Source organism: Prosthecobacter sp., assembly GCF_029946185.1.
GTDB lineage: Bacteria > Verrucomicrobiota > Verrucomicrobiia > Verrucomicrobiales > Verrucomicrobiaceae > Prosthecobacter.
In genome coordinates, this window is record NZ_JAQSEA010000243.1 from 1 (window position 1) to 17,892 (window position 17,892).

The 17,892-nt window shown below is 58.9% G+C and carries 12 protein-coding genes and 1 pseudogene; 9 read left to right on the forward strand and 4 right to left on the reverse strand.

Annotation, left to right across the window (positions count from 1 at the left end; all coding sequences use genetic code 11):
- Together PSV43_RS20210 and PSV43_RS20215 are read left to right on the forward strand one after the other, a co-directional pair.
- Positions 1 to 498 (forward strand): annotated as a pseudogene (locus PSV43_RS20210) (hypothetical protein); the annotation flags it as partial.
- Between the two features lie 134 nt (positions 499 to 632).
- Entirely contained in the window at positions 633 to 1,181 is a 549-nt protein-coding gene (locus PSV43_RS20215; RefSeq protein ID WP_300201808.1) for a L,D-transpeptidase family protein, read from the forward strand.
- A gap of 109 nt (positions 1,182 to 1,290) precedes the next feature.
- Here PSV43_RS20215 and PSV43_RS20220 read toward each other — a convergent pair whose 3' ends face one another.
- Together PSV43_RS20220 and asnB are read right to left on the reverse strand one after the other, a co-directional pair.
- Positions 1,291 to 2,484 (reverse strand): glycosyltransferase family 4 protein, encoded by a 1,194-nt coding sequence (locus PSV43_RS20220; RefSeq protein WP_300201811.1) that lies wholly within the window; start codon positions 2,482 to 2,484, stop codon positions 1,291 to 1,293.
- Positions 2,481 to 4,385, reverse strand: a complete 1,905-nt coding sequence (gene asnB, locus PSV43_RS20225; protein WP_300201814.1) for an asparagine synthase (glutamine-hydrolyzing) — start codon at positions 4,383 to 4,385, stop codon at positions 2,481 to 2,483. Before asnB ends, PSV43_RS20220 begins: the two co-directional genes overlap by 4 nt.
- Positions 4,386 to 4,510: 125 nt before the next feature.
- On the opposite strand from asnB, the gene PSV43_RS20230 reads away from it, so the two are divergent.
- The 5 genes from PSV43_RS20230 (at position 4,511) to PSV43_RS20250 (ending at position 11,513) form a co-directional block, all read left to right on the forward strand.
- The gene (locus PSV43_RS20230) at positions 4,511 to 5,710 is read left to right on the forward strand and encodes an SHD1 domain-containing protein (RefSeq protein ID WP_300201817.1); all 1,200 of its coding nucleotides are present in this window, start codon (positions 4,511 to 4,513) and stop codon (positions 5,708 to 5,710) included.
- Positions 5,707 to 5,832, forward strand: coding sequence for a hypothetical protein (locus PSV43_RS20235; protein WP_300201820.1), 126 nt, complete (start codon positions 5,707 to 5,709; stop codon positions 5,830 to 5,832). The genes PSV43_RS20230 and PSV43_RS20235 overlap by 4 nt, the downstream gene beginning before the upstream one ends.
- Positions 5,833 to 6,079: 247 nt before the next feature.
- Positions 6,080 to 9,358 carry a carbamoyl-phosphate synthase large subunit gene (gene carB, locus PSV43_RS20240; protein WP_300201823.1) on the forward strand — a complete coding sequence of 1,093 codons (3,279 nt, stop codon included), beginning with the start codon at positions 6,080 to 6,082 and terminating at the stop codon, positions 9,356 to 9,358.
- A 182-nt stretch (positions 9,359 to 9,540) separates the two neighbouring features.
- Positions 9,541 to 11,058 carry a hypothetical protein gene (locus tag PSV43_RS20245; RefSeq protein WP_300201826.1) on the forward strand — a complete coding sequence of 506 codons (1,518 nt, stop codon included), beginning with the start codon at positions 9,541 to 9,543 and terminating at the stop codon, positions 11,056 to 11,058.
- 77 nt (positions 11,059 to 11,135) lie between these two features.
- Positions 11,136 to 11,513 (forward strand): hypothetical protein, encoded by a 378-nt coding sequence (locus tag PSV43_RS20250; RefSeq protein ID WP_300201829.1) that lies wholly within the window; start codon positions 11,136 to 11,138, stop codon positions 11,511 to 11,513.
- Between the two features lie 135 nt (positions 11,514 to 11,648).
- On the opposite strand, the gene PSV43_RS20255 is transcribed toward PSV43_RS20250, so the two are convergent.
- The gene (locus tag PSV43_RS20255) at positions 11,649 to 12,524 is read right to left on the reverse strand and encodes a sugar phosphate isomerase/epimerase (RefSeq protein ID WP_300201832.1); all 876 of its coding nucleotides are present in this window, start codon (positions 12,522 to 12,524) and stop codon (positions 11,649 to 11,651) included.
- Positions 12,525 to 12,849: 325 nt separating this feature from the next.
- On the opposite strand from PSV43_RS20255, the gene PSV43_RS20260 reads away from it, so the two are divergent.
- Positions 12,850 to 16,182, forward strand: coding sequence for an autotransporter-associated beta strand repeat-containing protein (locus PSV43_RS20260; protein WP_300201836.1), 3,333 nt, complete (start codon positions 12,850 to 12,852; stop codon positions 16,180 to 16,182).
- 47 nt (positions 16,183 to 16,229) lie between these two features.
- Entirely contained in the window at positions 16,230 to 17,324 is a 1,095-nt protein-coding gene (locus tag PSV43_RS20265) for a hypothetical protein (protein WP_300201839.1), read from the forward strand.
- A gap of 23 nt (positions 17,325 to 17,347) precedes the next feature.
- Here PSV43_RS20265 and PSV43_RS20270 read toward each other — a convergent pair.
- On the reverse strand, positions 17,348 to 17,892 hold a 545-nt coding region (locus PSV43_RS20270; protein ID WP_300201843.1), incomplete at its 5' end, for a DUF1080 domain-containing protein.

Sequence of the window (17,892 nt, forward strand, 5' to 3'; positions counted from 1 at the left end):
AATGGCTGGAAGGAGCAGTGGATCACCAAGCACCCGAAAGACTCAACCGAGTTGATGGGAGCTGGGGAAGTGCGCTATGGGGCCTTTGCGGGCGGGCAGCCGTATGTAACGACGATCGAGCCGATGCATGGGGACAAGCTGGTCATTTATACTCCGAAGCCGGAAGGGCCGAAAAATGGTGAGTGGCAGCGGCATGTGATCAGCGATCAGCTTGTCGATGGTCATGCCATTGCCACGCATGATTTGCTGGGCCTGAACAACCGCCAGATCGTCGTTGGCTGGCGGGCGCAGCAGAAGATCGGCAAGGTGGCGGTGAAGCTGTTCTGGACGACCAAGGAGGATGGCAATGGCTGGCAGGAGACCTTCATCGATGATGGCGGCATGGCCTGTGAAGACGCCGTTTGTGCCGATCTTGATGGAGATCGTGATTTGGAGATCATCGCTGCGGGTCGTCGCAGTAAGAATGTTAAGATTTACTGGAATCAGCGAAGCCAGTGAAAAGCAAAACTTGCGCTAGTCGCTAGCTGATGGGTTGCATGGGTGCGGTATGTGCTCCTAGAATTGTGATCGCTATGAGAGTCACACGTCTTTTCATTTCTGCCGCTGGTGCCCTGCTCTTGAGTCAGTGCGCCATGCCGGAATTTCCCCTGTTTTCGTCGCGCACGGAAATGGCGCGTCGGCCGCTGATGATCATGCCGCCGCTGGCATCCCAGCCGGTCATGTATGTGTGGAATGGCAGCAGCAGCCCCGGCCCGCTAAGTGTGAACATTGATCTCAGCGAGCAGAAAGCGTATCTGTTTAAAGGAGCTGAAAATGTCGGCTGGACATACGTTGCCACCGGACGCAGCGGATTTGCTTCGCCTACGGGCACGTTTCGGATCACGGAAAAGATCGTGGACAAGCGCTCGAATCGTTACGGCGTGATCTTGGATCGCAATGGCGATGTGGTGAACAGTAACGCGACCGCTGGTGTGTCGAGGATCCCTCCTGGAGGTCGTTTCCTGGGAGCGAGGATGCCTTACTGGATGCGGATTACGGGTTATGGTGTCGGCCTGCATGCGGGGGCGATCCCCCATCCCGGATCTCCGGCTTCGCATGGCTGCATCCGCCTGCCACGGGACATGGCTGAGACGATTTTTCAGCATACACATGTCGGCGCACGAGTGACGATCATGCAGTGAGGGGAAACCGAGTTGTTGACGGTTGTTTGCCGGATGACGGGTGCGAAGCTGCGGGACGAGCAATTGCCCTCAATTCGCGCTCTGGCAAAACCTCCCCAACCTCCCTCGGCTAGCTTCTGACTGCTTCGGCCAAGATCTCCTCGAAGCGTTGTAGCCAGGCCTGCGGGCTTGCCTCCCGCAGCAGCCACTGACGTCCGGCGCTGCCAAGGACGAGACGTTGGGTGGCAGGTGTGGCCTCCATCGCCAGCACATCTTGGACGATGCCGCCAACGTCCCCCGGCTCATGCTGCAAACCGGTGACGCCATGCTGGATGATCTCAGTTAAGCCGCCTGATTTTGCGGCGAGCACAGGTTTGCCATAATCATACGCTTCATAGACCACGAGGCCGAGGGGCTCCCACCACGTTGAAGGAACGATCACCGCGCGGCAGCGCCGCAGCGCCTCGCGCTTGGTTTCCCCGCCTGTGTGGCCGAGCTGGCCGATGTAGGGATTGGTGCGCACGCGCTGCTGCACGGCATCGCTGAGCGGGCCCTCTCCGGCGATGTGAAGCAAGGGGGTCTTTTTGCCGAGTTGCGCACGCAGTTCGTCCCAGGCATCGAGCAGTGGAATGACGCCTTTGGTTTCGACCAGACGGCCAATGAACAGGTAGTAGCCCGCATCCTCCGCCACAGGCGGCTGCGGCATCGCATCCCAGGCATGACGCAGCGTGTGAACACGCGACTCAGGCAGCGCTCCGGTGCTGACTAATCTCTGGCGCATGAAATCTGAAATGGCGATCCACGCCTTCACACTCTTCAGCCAGCCGCTGCGTTGCAGGGCCTTTAGCATGACCGCGAAGAGGGCGCTCTTTACCACCGACCCCTGCCATGCGCCGGAGAGCACCTCTTTCCAGTAGCTGCCGTAGAGTGCGTCCTGCACCACCTTGCCGTCCACATGCAGCGTGCCGCTGACTGAAAACGGGCGATAATTATGCAGGTACTGCACGACAGGAAGACGACGCTGCAGAGCGGCATGATACAACGATGGCGAGCCGACCGGGAAGATGTTGTGAAACAAGGCGACGTCTGCGCCGCTGGAGTCCAGGGCAGCCTCGAAGCGTGCGCGCGATTCTTTGTTGTAAAAGAGCCTTTTCACCTGCCCGGCAGCGCTTGGAGCGCCTTCGCCTTTCCAGTCCGCGCTCTCGAAGAAGCACCGTGACATGGCGTGTTCTCCACTCAGATGATTGAAGATGCGGTCCACGCTCATCTCCTCGCCGCCAGGAGAAAGGTAGCGGTTAAACACCTGCAAAATAGCAGGTGTCATTGGAGTTCCCTCGTTTCGTCGTAGTGTCGTCGCGCCCATTCCTCCAGCACGTATAGCATCCAAACGCGCTGACTCAATGGCCATGCTGCCGTGGAGTCCAGTCTGCCACTGAAATATTTTTCACAAATTTCCACCTTCTGCGCCTCATCCACCCAACCACGGTCACGGCAGCGCTGTGATCCCAGCGTGTCGCGGATGCGTTCCTGCCATTTCGGCAGCCGCATCCATTTCATCAGCGGCAGGGTGAAGGTCTTCTTCTGACGATCATCATAAATCTGCGGCGGCAGCAGACTGCGAAAGGCCTCGCGCAGCACACGCTTGCCACCCAGCGTGTCCAGTTTGCTCTCCGGCGGCAGCCTTCCTGCCAGCGCAAAGATTTCCTTGTCCACGAGCGGCACTCGCAGTTCCAGCGAGTGAGCCATGCTCATCACGTCATTGTCCCGCAGCAGGGTGTTGGCCAGATATGTTTCTGTTTCGCGCAGAAGCAGTTCATGAAGCCATGAGTCAGGGGACTGCGGTTCGAATACCGGAGAGGAAGACATTTTGAAGTCTCCGTGCAGAAGTCGTGCCACTTGGCCGGACGGCATGATGGAGCGTCCAAAGGACTGCCATTCGCGCACATTGCGTCCGGCACCGCCGAGTGCGTAAAAGAGCAATTTCCAAGCCCTGTGGCCTCGCGCGCGCTGCGGCAGCATCGAATCTGCAGCGCGTGCCAGCCTGCCCGCTGCCAGCAGGGGCGACTTCGCCGCGACAGCGATGAGGCGGTGGTAATTGTAGCCTGCCCACCACTCGTCAGCACCCAGTCCGCTGAGCGTCACTTTGACCTTCCCGGAAGCCAGGCGCGACACAAGCCATGTGTTCAGCGCATCACCCGTCGGCTGGTCCATTTGATCAAAATAGCCGTCCAAACTCGACTCCAGTGCGGCAGCCGTCAGTCGTTCGCGCTCGAACTCGCAGCCGAAAAACTTCGCCGTGCGCTGCGCTGCGTCGGTCTCGTCCGGCACCCCGGCGTTTTCTTCGTAGCCAATGGAAAACGCCTTGATGCTTTTCTGGCCCGCCTCCCTCATGCAGGCCACTAAGAGGGTTGAATCCAGTCCCCCGCTCAAGAACACGCCCACGGGCACGTCTGAGACCAGATGGGCCTTCACGCTTTCCAGCACGCCCTCACGCACCATGCGCTTCTGCTCCGCCGCGTCATGCACCCACGCATCGCGTCCGGGCCAGGAAGGCTGAAACCAGCGTCTGACCTCCGCCTTGCCACCACGCCATAGAAGCAGGTGCCCCGGCGGCAGGCAGTGCACATCTTCAAACATCGTCTCCGGACTCTGCACCGCACCACGCTGAAAATACTGTGCCAGGGCAATGCGTGAAACCTGGCCTTTACCGCCCAGCTTCCGCAGCGCACGCAGTTCAGAACCGTAAACCAGCTCTCCGGCACTGCTGATGCGATAATACAGCGGCTTGATACCAAAGTGGTCTCGCGCGAGCACCACCGATCCTGCTTCTGCATCCCGCCATGCGATTGCAAACATGCCGCGCAGCCCTTTTAGCACATCATCAACCGGCGCACGTTCAAGCAGAGCCCCCAGCACGGCCGTATCGCCTGAAGATGGCAGATTCACCTCTCCGAGGATTGCGCGCAGTTCGCGGAAATTGTAAATTTCGCCGTTGAAGGTGAGCGTGAATCTTCCGCCGCCAAACGACATGGGTTGCCGGCCGTGATCACTCAAATCCAAAATCGAAAGCCGCTGGAATCCCATCCACCAATTTGCGCCTTCCGCCTCCGCCCCGTCATCCGGACCGCGATGCACGATCATCTGCAGCGACTGCCTGCGCAAGGCACGCTCTTCCTCACGCCATGGCGTGTTGGGCAGACGAAACCATCCGAGAAAACCACACATGAGGGGGACGAATTTAAAAAAAGAACCCGATCCTATGATCCGGTCCCGTCCACCATTACAGCCTTTCCCTCCTTTCAAACAGGAAGCATTTGCAAGATCAACATGCGGCATTGTATAAATCCGGCATGAGCTTCCGTCCCTCCCGGATCATTCTGTCCATGTGTTGTACGATCGCTCTTGTCGAGGCGGCTGATGAAACCGTTTATCGCCCGTGGAAGGATGCGCAAGGACGGGTCATCCGGGCCGCCTTCGTCAGCGCCACAGACGAGAGCGTCACCTTGAGGATGGCGGATGGGAAAGTGCACCAGTTGCCGCTCGGCCGCCTGTGTGCCGAAGATAAGGCCTTTGTGAAGAGCCTGTCCGGAGCGCCTGCTCCAGCCACCGCACAGGGGGCCGAGCCTGCCGTGACCGCCCCCGCTTTGAACCGGATTCCCGTCGAGAAACGCACCTGGCCGGAAAATGTGGTGGTGCCGACCAAGTCCATTGAAATTCAGGTGGTTGAGGAGAATCCGGCGGCGCGGAAGTGCGTGTACCGCTCCGAGGGTTTTGAGTTCACGTCACAGGCCAAACTGGCCGGCAGTGTGATGAAGGAAGTGGCACGGACCTTTGAGGCTACGAAGTCTCTCGTCTCGTCATTGCCATGGGGGGTGGTCTGCCGTCCGCCTGAGGGGTTCGAGCGCTACCAGGCTGAATTGTACGAGACACGGAAGGATTACATCGCTGCGGGTGGTCCCGAAAACTCCGGGGGTGTGTACATGAGCGGTGACAAAATCTTCCGCGTGCCGTTTCCCAGCATCGGCCTCAAGCTGCTGGGCAAAACCTACGCCAAGGATGACAATTACGACGGTGGCACCTTGATCCATGAGATCACCCATCAGGTGATGGACGCCTACCTCACCTTTCTGCCGGTGTGGGTCATTGAGGGCACGGCTGAATACACCGAGATGCTGCCCTACAACGCTGGCAAGTTCCGCGCCGATGCCCATCAGAAGGGCCTGCGTGACCATATTACCGAGATGCAGAAGCGCGGGTACGCCCTCGAAATCGGCAATCTGGAAGAGCACCTAACGATGAACCGCGCCACCTGGGCGGGCATCGCCAACACCACCAATCGAAAGATGGGGGAGCTCTACTTCCGGTCCGTGCTCGCGGTGTATTTCTTCTGCCACCTTGATGGCGATAAAAAGGCACGCGCTTCATCAAATTCATGGACGCCGTCTATGGCGACACCGAATCCCTGCGCACTTTTTTCAAGGATCCCCGCGTCAAGCACATGGACGGCGGCCGCTTCAGCTACCCGACGAACTTCCCGCCTCCGGACATGAAGGCCGAAACCGCGCCGTTCAAACATCTGGAAATCCTGCTCGAAGGACGAAGTTATTCACAAATCGCACAGGAAATGACTGCGGCTTACAAGGATATTGGAGTCAAAATTTCCGTAAATTGAGCCGCTGAGCGAAAAACCGGTGAAATAGGCCATCCCGTGGGGAGCTATTTCATGTCTTTTCTACCCCTGCGTTTGACGCATCGCATCGACTGTGCAAGATGCCGGGCTTTCTGGCCCCGCGTGGCGCAGCATATGGATGCGGCGACCACCTCTCGGCACCCGAAAGCGACAAAATCATACGCTTTCATCTTCCCAACCCTCCGACATTCGTCATTCCATATTCGGATCTCGTCATTTTCCCTCCCCCATGCCCAAAGACACCACCATCCATCGCATCCTCGTCATCGGCTCCGGCCCCATCGTCATCGGTCAGGGCTGTGAATTTGACTACTCCGGCGTCCAGGCCTGCAAGGCTCTGCGCGAAGAAGGATATGAAGTGGTGCTGATCAACTCCAATCCGGCCACGATCATGACGGATCCGGAGTTCGCTTTCCGCACCTACATCGAGCCCATCACACCGGAGATGGTCGAGAAGATCATCATCAAGGAAAAGCCGGATGTGCTGCTGCCGACGCTCGGTGGCCAGACCGCGCTGAACTGCGCCATGTCCCTGCACCGCGCAGGCATTTTGGAAAAGCATGGCGTGCGCATGATTGGCGCGAAGCCGGACGCCATTGAGAAGGGCGAGGACCGACTGCTGTTCAAGAACGCCATGCTCAAGATCGGGCTCGATCTGCCGCAGTCCGGCGTCGCTCACACGATTGAAGAGGCCCGCGTGATTGCGGAGCAGATCGGCACCATGCCGCTCATCATCCGCCCCGCCTACACGCTGGGTGGCACCGGCGGCGGCATCGCTTACAACAAGGAAGAATTTGAAACCATCACGGCTGGCGGCCTCGATCTCTCGCCTGTGACGGAAGTGCTCATTGAGGAGTCCCTCCTTGGCTGGAAGGAGTTCGAAATGGAGGTCATGCGCGACAAGGCGGACAACTGCGTGATCATTTGCTCCATCGAAAACCTCGACCCCATGGGTGTGCACACGGGTGACTCGATCACCGTGGCTCCGATCCAGACGCTCACGGATCGCGAGTATCAGATCATGCGTGATTTCTCCTTCGCCTGCATCCGCGAGATCGGCGTGGAAACGGGTGGCTCAAACATCCAGTTCGCCGTGCATCCGGACACGGGCCGCATGATCGTCATTGAGATGAATCCGCGCGTCAGCCGCAGCTCCGCGCTCGCGTCCAAGGCCACCGGCTTCCCCATCGCGAAGATCGCTGCCAAGCTGGCTGTGGGGTACACGCTGGATGAACTGAAAAATGACATCACCCGTGAGACGCCTGCTTCATTCGAGCCGTCCATCGACTACGTGGTGACCAAGGTGCCGCGCTTTACCTTTGAAAAATTCCCCGGTGCCAATGAGACACTGACCACGCAGATGAAGTCTGTGGGCGAGGCCATGGCCATTGGCCGCACGTTCAAGGAGTCCTTGCAGAAGGCGCTGCGCAGTCTGGAAATCAAACGCTTTGGTTTGATCGGTGATGGTGCTGACAAGGAAGTGGATGATGAGACGCTGACCTCGAAGCTCACGGTGCCGAATGCCGAACGCATTTTCTTCCTCGGCCAGGCTTTTGCGAAAGGGTGGGATGTCGAGAAGGTGTTTGAACTGACGAAGATTGACCGGTGGTTCTTGAGGCAGATCGATCAGATTGTGCAGGAAGATCTGCTCATCCCCAGCCAGTCTGCCGAGGCTTTGATCAGCCAGATTCCAGAAGCTGAGCGCACTGAAGAAAAGAAGGCCGAAGTTCTTGTTGCCGCTATGCGCAAATGGAAGCGCATGGGCTTCTCTGACAAGCAAATCGCACATGCGTTTGGCACGACGGAAAAATGCATCCGTGATGGTCGCATCAAGTATGGAGTGGTCCCTACCTACCGCCTCGTGGACACCTGCGCGGCTGAGTTTGAGGCCTACACGCCCTACTACTACAGCACCTACGGCATCGAGGACGAAGTGCGGGACAATGACCGCAAGAAAGTCATGATCCTCGGTGGCGGGCCGAACCGCATTGGTCAGGGCATTGAGTTTGACTACTGTTGCGTGCATGCCAGCTTCGCCCTGCGTGAGATGGGCTATGAGACCATCATGGTGAACTCGAATCCTGAGACTGTCTCCACCGACTACGACACCAGCGACAAGCTCTACTTTGAGCCGCTCACGCTGGAGGATGTGCTGAACATCTATGAGCGCGAAAACCGCCACGATCAGGTGCTCGGCGTCATCGTGCAGTTCGGTGGGCAGACCCCGCTGAACCTTGCCAAAGGCCTGGAAGAAAACGGCGTCCGCATCATTGGCACCTCGCCGAAGAACATCGAACTCGCTGAAGACCGCAAGCTGTTCGCCAAGCTGCTCGACGATCTCGGGTTGCTCCAGGCCCCTAGCGGTACTGCGACCTCGCTGGAGGAGGCCCTGGCCATCACTGCGACGATTGGTTACCCGAGCCTCATGCGCCCCAGCTTCGTGCTCGGTGGTCGTGCCATGCAGATCGTTTACAGCGACGCTGAGTTGACCCAATACATGAAGAACGCCGTCGAGGCCACGCCGGACCGCCCGGTGCTGGTGGACCGCTTCCTCGAAGACGCCACCGAGGTGGATGTCGACTGCATCAGCGATGGTGAAACCACCGTCATCGGTGCCATCATGGAGCACATCGAAGAGGCGGGCATTCATTCGGGCGACAGTGCCTGCGTCATCCCGCCCTTCAGCCTCAGCAAGGAGATGCAGGACCGCATTCGCGAAGCTGCGAAGAAACTGGCCAAGGCACTCGGCGTGCGCGGCTTGATGAACATGCAGCTCGCTGTGAAGGGCGATGATCTCTATGTGATCGAAGTCAACCCACGTGCCTCCCGCACCGCGCCGTTTGTGAGCAAAGCCATTGGCATTCCGCTGCCGAAGCTCGCCGCCAAGATCATGGCGGGCATGACCTTGAAGGAACTTGGCTTCACCGAGGAAGTGATTCCGAAGCACCACAGCGTCAAAGAAGCTGTCTTCCCCTTCAGCAAGTTCGCCGGCGTGGACATCATTCTTGGCCCGGAAATGAAGAGCACCGGCGAAGTCATGGGCATCGACTACGACCTCGGCATGGCCTTCGCCAAGAGCCAGATGGCAGCCGGTGGTACACTGCCGACCAAGGGCAATGTCTTCATCAGCGTCAAGGAAACTGACCGCCCCAACGTGGTGAAAATCGCCAAAGGCTACGCCGATCTCGGCTTCACTCTCTATGCCACCAGCGGCACCGGCGGTGTCATCAGTGACGCGGGCATCCCGGTTCAAATCCTCCCCAAGCTCGCCAGCGGCCAGCGCCCGAACGTCATCGATTTGATGAAGAACAAGGACATGGCCCTTGTCATCAACACCCCGAGCGGCAAAAATCCGCGTGAGGATGAAATCAAGATCCGCACCGCCTCGATGCAGAACCGCATTCCGATCATGACCACGCTGCGCGGTGCCGATGCCGCGCTGCGGGCGATCAAGTCATTGCAGGGCACAGAGGTGCAGGTGCGGGCGCTTCAGGAGTATCACTCCTAACGGGACGCACCAAACTGCTGGCTTCACCCTTCCTCTCTACCTAACCATGTGCCAAGTCTCAAAGCGCGGGAACGGAGATGAGAGGAGGGCGGCGGCGTCCCCCGGCTTGTCCGCTGGTGATGCTCGTCCCAGCACGCGTTGATCGTCCGAGCTAACCGGCTTTCATCCCTCAATCTTACGCTATGACAACCGGCACCGCCGACCAGCATCGAGGACTGCCGGGGGGAGTTGCTGCTTCACCTGTGCGAGGCCCCAATGGGTGGCCGATGCTGCTGATAGCGTGGCTGGGGCTGTTGTCTTATCTTCCTTTACTGCAGCGGTATGTCTGGGCCATTGATGACTATCCTTTGTCACAGATGGCGCGGCTGGGAGGAGCCGCGTATCTGGAGAATGCCTTCTACGAAAGAGGGGTCTGGCGGGTATTGCAACATGGCTTGGTCGGATGGGTCCTGAATGGTGGACCGTGGCTCCCTGGGCTTCTCGCCATTGGTTTGCATATCCTGACCTGCCAGTTTTTCTACCTGGTTTTCCGCCGCCTATGCGGAAGACAGGAAGACGCGCTGCTGCTGGCGCTCATTGCCGCTTGTTCGCCTTTCGGATTCCAAGCGCTTACCTGGACGTCTGCCTTGCCCTACGTTCTGAGTTCACTGGTTCTGTGGGCGTCCATCTGGATGTTTTTGCGAATCCAGTCCATTCCAAAGTGGGCCTGGTTGGCTTGGGTGCTGATTTTAGCGGCTTCGCTGCTGGTCCATGAGCATTTGCTCTTCGCCTTCGCGTTTGTGGCCGGAGCGGCGTGGCTGCTGTCTCCAGAACCGGAGCATTGGAGGACTTGGTTGAACCCGTCCATTCGCTGGTTTCCTCCGTTGATAGCCTGCCTGTATCTTGCCGCTTACGTAATCTGGAAACCGAAAGACCACCTCCTCTACATGGAGCCTCATTTCCATTGGCCGTCTGTGCTGAGTCCGCTTGCGAATCTCTGGCGATGGCTGGACATCTGGGACCCTTTTCCCAGCACGGCTCTATGGCAGATTGCCGCCAGCGAATGGCCCTGGGGATGGTTTGGCCTGGGCTTTTGCGTGGTGGGCGGAGTGGCCGCGCTATGGATGATTCCTGTGGTTTCGAACGGGGGCGGGGAGGTCGACAAGGTGCAGGCCAAAAGAGTGATAATGACCCTGTTGATTTTGTTCCTGCTGGCCAGTCTGATCTATGTCCCTGGTGGAGGATATTCGCTGGATTCACGGAAGCGGTATCCCTTGTTTCTGTTTCTCCTCGGCGGCGGGGGTATGATCGCGCTTTACTGGAGATGGGGCGTCACTCTCCTGTGGCAGCATTGGCAGAGAAGGGCCGCTATCAGCTTGTTGATCACAGCTCTGATGCTGGCGTGCTGGTTGCATACCGGCTTGTGGAGAGCGGAAGCCCGAGCGACGCGTTTGCTGTCGGATTTTCTGGCTGCGAATCCGAGCTATCGTCAAGTTTATGCTGCTAAACTGGTGGATCCTGCCAAGATTTCTCCTCCCACGTCGCGTCTCCACGGCCAGCCTTGGATCCTGACAAATTATGTCTCCCAGCCATTTGTCATGGATCATCCTGGGCTGGCACCACCCGATCTCAAAGAGACTCCCGGCGCAGGCATTCCTTCGTTGGTCTATGACTACAGGATCCGGGAGTGGAAAGCGGGGACTCCTTCCGCTGTGCCGTGAGGGTGCCTGACTTTTCTTCGGGTGCAGCTCAGTTTAACCATGGATAGATGGCGGTGAATCTGCATGATGGCACGGCCATGAACGACCACCCTCTGCCAGCCCTGCGCAACCAGTTCCTCAGCCTGCACAAGCTGCTCATGAATGCTGAGCGTGCTGCGTATGAGAAGGAGGGGAATGTCATCGAATCGCCGATGCAGTTTCTGCAACTGCTCATGGAGCATGAGCGGTTTGCGTGGCTGAGGCAGCTTTCGCAGCTGGTGGTGGTGATGGATGAGGCGATGGAAGAGAAGCCGCCGATCACGAAGGAGCGGATGGACGCGCTGGTGGGTGAAGCGCGGCATTTGCTCTTGGGGTCAGAGGAGCCGGGAAGTTTTGCGGTGCGTTACGCCAAGGTTAGAGGGCGTGAGTCTGCGGTGGCGGCGGCGCATGCGGAGATCAGCAAGAGCTTTGTGTAAAGTGGAGCGGTTCAGAGACCGGATGCAGAGCAACGCCTGACGGTCTTTCTCCTCCTCTTACTCAGACTCCTCCTCTCGGAATCAGGAAGTCTGAAGCCAAAGCAGCCGGGAGGAAGAGGAGGATGGCAATCAAGCTTACGCCAGCGCCTCTTTGCAATACTCCACGCACTTCTTCACCTCGGCGACGGCGTTGGAGCCCTCTGGGATTTTGTATTCCAACTCGACCTCGGCGGGGAAGGTCCACTTTTCCTTTTTCATCAGCTGCAGCACTTCCTTGATCGGGGTTTGGCCCTGCCCCCAGGCCACGTTGCCGCCGTCGGCGGTGCGGTCCTTCAAGTGCAGGTTTACAATTCGGTCGTGATACTTTTCCAGAACGGGGATGGGTGACTTGCCCTTGGTTCCGGCGACGTAGTGGCCGATGTCGAGGTTGAAGCCGATGTACTGGCCGAGGTCCAGAATGGCATCGTACTTGTCCATCTCAGGGAGGTTGTTGGTGTGGTTGTGAAACCCGACCCAGATCTGGTGCTTGTCGGCAAAGGGAGCGACGCGCGCGGCGAGGATGGCATTGCGCTCGGTGGTCACGCCCGTGCAGCCCAGCGCCTTGGCGACGAGGAAGCTGAACTCGATCTCCTCATTCGACTGGCCGAAGCCCATCTTGTGGATGTGGATGTTGACTCCCGCGTCGTTGTACATCTTCCGCAGCTCACGGCACTTCGTCAGCTGCTGCTCACGCTCGGCGTCGGTGGCTTTGCCTTTGATGCCAGCGAAGTCCTGGATCGGCCCACCCATGAGTTCGGTCTCGCTAAGGCCGTCATCGAGCAGCGCCTTGAGCGTCTCCCCGACCGTCTTCGCCATGCTGCGGTAGCTGTAGGTGATGCAGCCGATGCGCACGCCATTGAAGACGGAGCTGGGCTTCTCTGCGGCAGTTGCAAGGCGGGGAAATGTGAGGCCGGTGGCGGCTGCGACTGCGGTGCCAAGAAAGGCGCGGCGGGAAAGCGTGTTCGTTGTCATGGGTGGAAACGGGGTGTGATTTAGCGGTTCATTTGCTGCCATGTGTTTGCCACATTCCCCACATGATGTCACGCCAAACTGCTGCAGAGGAAGGGCGCGTGATGACTTGCTCTGGCGCATGCCTGCTATTGCTCAGGCGAGCACCCATGAATAAAGACATGGTGAGGGTGGCGTGGGCAAATCTTCAATTTCGACGGCATTTTGACCTCTGTGTGACAATCTCGTTATTAAAACGAGCGCATCTCTTCATGCGTCCGACATGAAGGCGTTGCAGAAGGCTCAGTTTGAGTCAACGTCCTGTCTCCCCCAACTTTAATCTATAAGAATGTTTCTCCTTCGTCAGGGCTCCTTTTCGGCCCTTGTAGCTCTTGCCTGTGCAGCCCTGTGCGGAGCACCTGCGCCACTTCGCGCCGCCACCCTGCTTTGGGTGGGGGATGTGGATGCTGCCTGGAACACCAACACCTCCGGCAATACCAACTGGTCAACGGATCTGTTGCCAGCGGCCAGTGGTGATCTGCTGACATTCGGCAGCGCCGGAGCGAGCGGGACGACTTTGAACAACGACATCGTCGGTCTTTCGATTGCAGGCCTGACGTTCAATGCCGGAGCGGATGCATTTACGCTAGCGGGCAACGCACTCACTTTGAGCGGCAGTCTGACGAACAATTCATCGAGCCTGGAGGTGCTGAGCATGGCGGTTTCTTTGGGGGCATCGAGTTCCATCAATGCCACCGGAGGAGGCATCAGCTTCGGCGCAGCTCTCAGCAGCGCGGCGAGTGATCTGTCCATTACGGGTTCAGGAGTGATCACGTTCAGCGGGCTGAACTTTGCCTCCACGGCGAACAAGATCACCTCCACGGGAGCGGATGTTCGTTTCGTGGGAGGCAGCACCATCGCTGCTGATGTGCTGATCAGCAGCGGCACTGTGGGGATGGAGTCAGGTGCGCAGGTTTTTAATAACGGATTGAAAGTGGATGGAGCGAGCAGCGTGCTGAATTTCAAAGGAGCAAGCGTGACGGTCAATGGCATTGGCGGTGGGAGTTCGGGGGAGCAGGACAGCCTGGAAATTTTAAATGGCGGCACGCTCAATGTGAGTGCGGGTACGGTGGATCTGACACCGAGCCGGTTCTGGATGCAGACGGGGACGCTCAATGTCATCGGCGGCACAATGAATTTAAACAGCACGCTCATCGCTCAGCTCCCCGGCGCCATTGCCCGCATCAATGTTTCTGGCGGAAGTCTGAGCCTGACGGCGGGCAATCGCTTCGCCAACAATGGCACCGCGATTTTGACCGTGAGCGGCACTGGTGCGGTCACCTGGGGAGCCGGAGGCACCGGCTTGTCCGAGAACGGCACGGGAAGCATCATCATGAACGGCGGTACGCTGAACATGACCAGTTCCGGCACCACCTACCTTTATCTGAATGGAGGCAACGGGGCCGGATTCAACACTGCGGTGACCAGCAGCATCGCCTTCAATGCGGGGGTGCTTTCCACACGGGGCTTCGCCATGAATCCCGGGGCGAATTCGACCAACCGGCTGGCCGAACTGCGCTTCAATGGCGGCACTCTGAAGGCGACCGACAACAACAGCGCCACCAACTTCATTCCCTACTCCGTCAACCTCACGTCCAAAGTGCAAGCGGGAGGGGCGGTCATCGACACCAACGGGTTCAGTATCAACATTGCCGATAATCTTGAGCATGACAGCGCGCTGGGCGCGACGGTGGATGGCGGCCTGACGAAGAATGGACTGGGCACGCTGACAGTGAGCGGAGCGAACACCTATACAGGAGCCACCACGATCAATGCGGGCACATTGAACATCGTCAACAACACGGGTGGCACGGTCACGTACAGCGGCCTGATCAGCGGGCTCGGTGGCACCTTGACACTCAGCGGAGCGAACACGCTGAACTTCACCGGCGGTCTCTCCATGACCAATGTGGCCAGCACGCTGCTGGTAACTGGTAGTGATGTGAGAGTCAACAGTGACGGAACGTTTAACGTAGCCTCAGTCACGGTGAACAGCGGTGGGGCTCTGCGGTTTCAATCGGGCACGGAGTCGTTCATGAAGGGGCTGGTGGCCAGCGGTGCGGGGACCATTCTGAGTTTTGAAGGTGCCAACGTCACCCACAATGGCAACGGTGATGGGAATGGGAACAACGGTCTGCAACTGGACACCGGAGCCACCATGAATGTCTCCGCGGGCACCGTGGTCTTTAACAACATCAACCGCGCCTTCATCCAGACCAGCACCATCAATGTGACTGGCGGGGCGCTGACGATTAACAATGCTCTTTATGCACAGGGGGTGGGCACTGCTTCGGTAGTGAACGTCTCTGCTGGCAGCCTGACGATGGGCGGTGCCACGAGGTTTGCCAACAATGGTTCTGCAACGCTGACGGTCAGTGGAACGGGTGCGGTGACGTGGGCCTCGGGCAGCTATGGACTTTCTGAAAACGGCACCGCAAATGTGGTCATGAACGGCGGCACGCTGAACATGACCAGTTCCGGCTCCAGTTACTTCTATCTTAACGGCGGCAACTCAGCGGCAAGCAATGTGTCCAGCATCGTCAGCACGATCTCGCTCAATGCAGGTGTTCTTTCCACCCGTGGCTTTGCCATGAACACCTCAAGCGGCGCGTCGAGCGCAGGCAGCAACCGTCTCGCTGAACTGCGCTTCAATGGCGGTACGCTGAGGGCGACGGACAACAACGGTGCCGCCAACTTCATCCCAGACTCAGCCAACCTCACCTCCAAGGTGCAGGCTGGAGGGGCAGTCATAGACACGAATGGTTTTAACATCACCATCGCCGACAGTTTGGAGCATGACTCCGCGCTGGGTGCCACGGCGGATGGAGGGCTGACCAAGAACGGCACAGGCACGCTGACTTTGACTGCGGCTAACACTTATACGGGCAAGACAACCGTGGCCGCTGGAACCCTGGCCCTCAGCGGTGCGGGTGCCGTGGCTTCAAGCCCTTGGATCGAGGTGAAGAGTGGTGCCACGCTCAATGTCACTGCCGTCACAGGTGGCACCCAGACTCTGAGCAATCAGGTGCTCAGCGGCACCGGCAGCGTGACGGGTACGGTGGTCATCGGCGCGGGTTCGATTTTGAAGCCGGGCAATTCTACGGATGGCTCGCTCAGCGCGGTTGCCAATGCAGGGGACGGCAGCGGGACTCTGACGTTTACCAATCTCACACTGGCCACCGGAGCGAGTGAGAGCAGTCCGCGCGCGCTTCTCACGCTGAGTGGAACCAGCAGTCATGCCGCCGATCCCACGGTGCCCGCTCAAGTCAGTGCGTTTAAAGACAGCGGCGCCGGCGGACTGTATGACTCGATCAAGGTTACGGGCGCGCTCGGGCTGAATGCCGGCAGCACGATCAAGGTGGAACTGGCCGCTGGCTATACTCCTACATGGGGCGATGTCTTCAATATCGTCGATTGGGCCACCCTGAATGCCAACGCCGACGGCCTCAGTGGAGCCTTCACTGTGGCCGATCTGGTGGTGCCGACGAACTTGGGCAACGGCTGGTTCTTTGCCACGGATCAGTTCATGTCCAATGGCATTATCTACGTGGTTCCAGAGCCTTCGCGCATGCTGCTGCTGGCAGTGGGGCTGCTGGTTCTAGCTGGACGGCGCAAGCGCTGATTGAAAACGAAGATTGATCCAGCGGTGGCCCGAGCTAACGGAGAAGCATGACGCTCACTCTCCCGCGCTGGTTCGATCTTCACACGCATTTCCGCCAAGGCCCGGCGGTGGGCTCGTATTTACAGTCACACCTCGACATGGGCTGTGCAGGTGCGCTGGCCATGCCAAACACGCAGCCGCCGGTGTCCCGGATTTCAGGGCCGGCGCAAAGTGATGGGTGGTCGATTGAGAGTTACTCGGCAGATTTGAGGGCGGCGGGGGCGGATGGGTTCGAGCAATTGATTGTGCCGCTGTACCTGACGCGGCAGACCACGGCGGAGATGATTCGCGAGGGGGCTGTCACGGGAGTGCTCAAGGCGTGCAAGTATTACCCGCCGCATGGGACGACGAATGCGGAGCATGGGATGCCGATGGATGATCTCATTGGCGGTGAGGTGTTCAGGGCGATGGAGGAGCATGGCATTGTGCTGTGCATTCATGGCGAGCAGCACGCACTGAGCGGTCCGGACTATATCGACGCGCAGCAGAATGCGGAGACGCGGTTTTATACGGAGCGGATGCCACGTCTGATCGAGGCGCATCCCAAACTGCGGATTGTGTGCGAGCACATCACCACGCGCACGGCGGCGGCGTTTGTGGCGAGTGCACCAGATCATGTGGGGGCGACGATCACGCCGCAGCATTTGCTGTACACCTTGGGGCACCTGATTCAGGGGCTGAAGTACCACCTGTACTGCCTGCCGATTGTGAAATTTCAGGATGATCGCGCGGCCTTGCGACATGCAGTGACGAAGTTGGGGCAGAAGAAGTTTTTTGCGGGCACGGACAGTGCGCCACATACAACCAAGGCTACGGCCTGCGGCTGCGCAGCGGGCTGCTTCACCGGAGGCTGTGCGCCGCAGCTTTATGCCATGGCGTTTGAGGAGGCGGGCGTGGATCTCGGCACGGCTGAGGGGCAGGCGCTGCTGGAGCGTTTTCTATGTCTCAATGGACCGGGTTTTTATGCATTCCCAGCTTCGGAGAAGCGTTTCACGATGAAGAAGGCGGCGCAGCAGATGACGCTGCTGGACACGCCAGCAGGACCGGTGACGCCGCTGCCGGTAGGCATGGGCATGGAGCTGACGTGGCGGATTGTTGGGTGAGACAAGGCTCAGCTATCAGGTTTCTACTTCGTCGCCTTTTGCGGTGCGCCGCCCTGTGGCACTACTTTCACGGCGTCTGTTGAAACTGGGGCTTCGGCGGCAGTGATGAGTGGCAGATTGTCAGGCAGGTGCTTCACTAGGAAGTCTTTGTATTGAATCTTCATGACGGGGCCGCGATGGACCTGTACGGCGATGACGCCTTCGAGGGCACGGCCTTTTTCGTCGAGGTCGATGACGTCCACGGTTTGCACGCCGTCGATCCAGTGCTGGTGGTGGTTTCCTTCAACGAGGACGCGGTAGTCGTGCCATTGATCGGCGGGGAAATTCTGGATGGGCAGCTTGCCCACGACCCAAGGCTGGCCCTGCGGATCGATGATGACCTTTTCGCCGGTGTGGGCGAGGATGCGGCGGCCGCGCTCTTCGTAGAGCATGCCGTTGTAGTCATCCTTGCCCGGGACGACATCGCACTGGTAACCGGTGACGACCCACTCGCCGAGGTCGGGGCGCTCCTGGCCGCGATACTGCAGGCCGCTGTGGAAAACCTGCTTCGACGCGGCCTTCGCAGCCT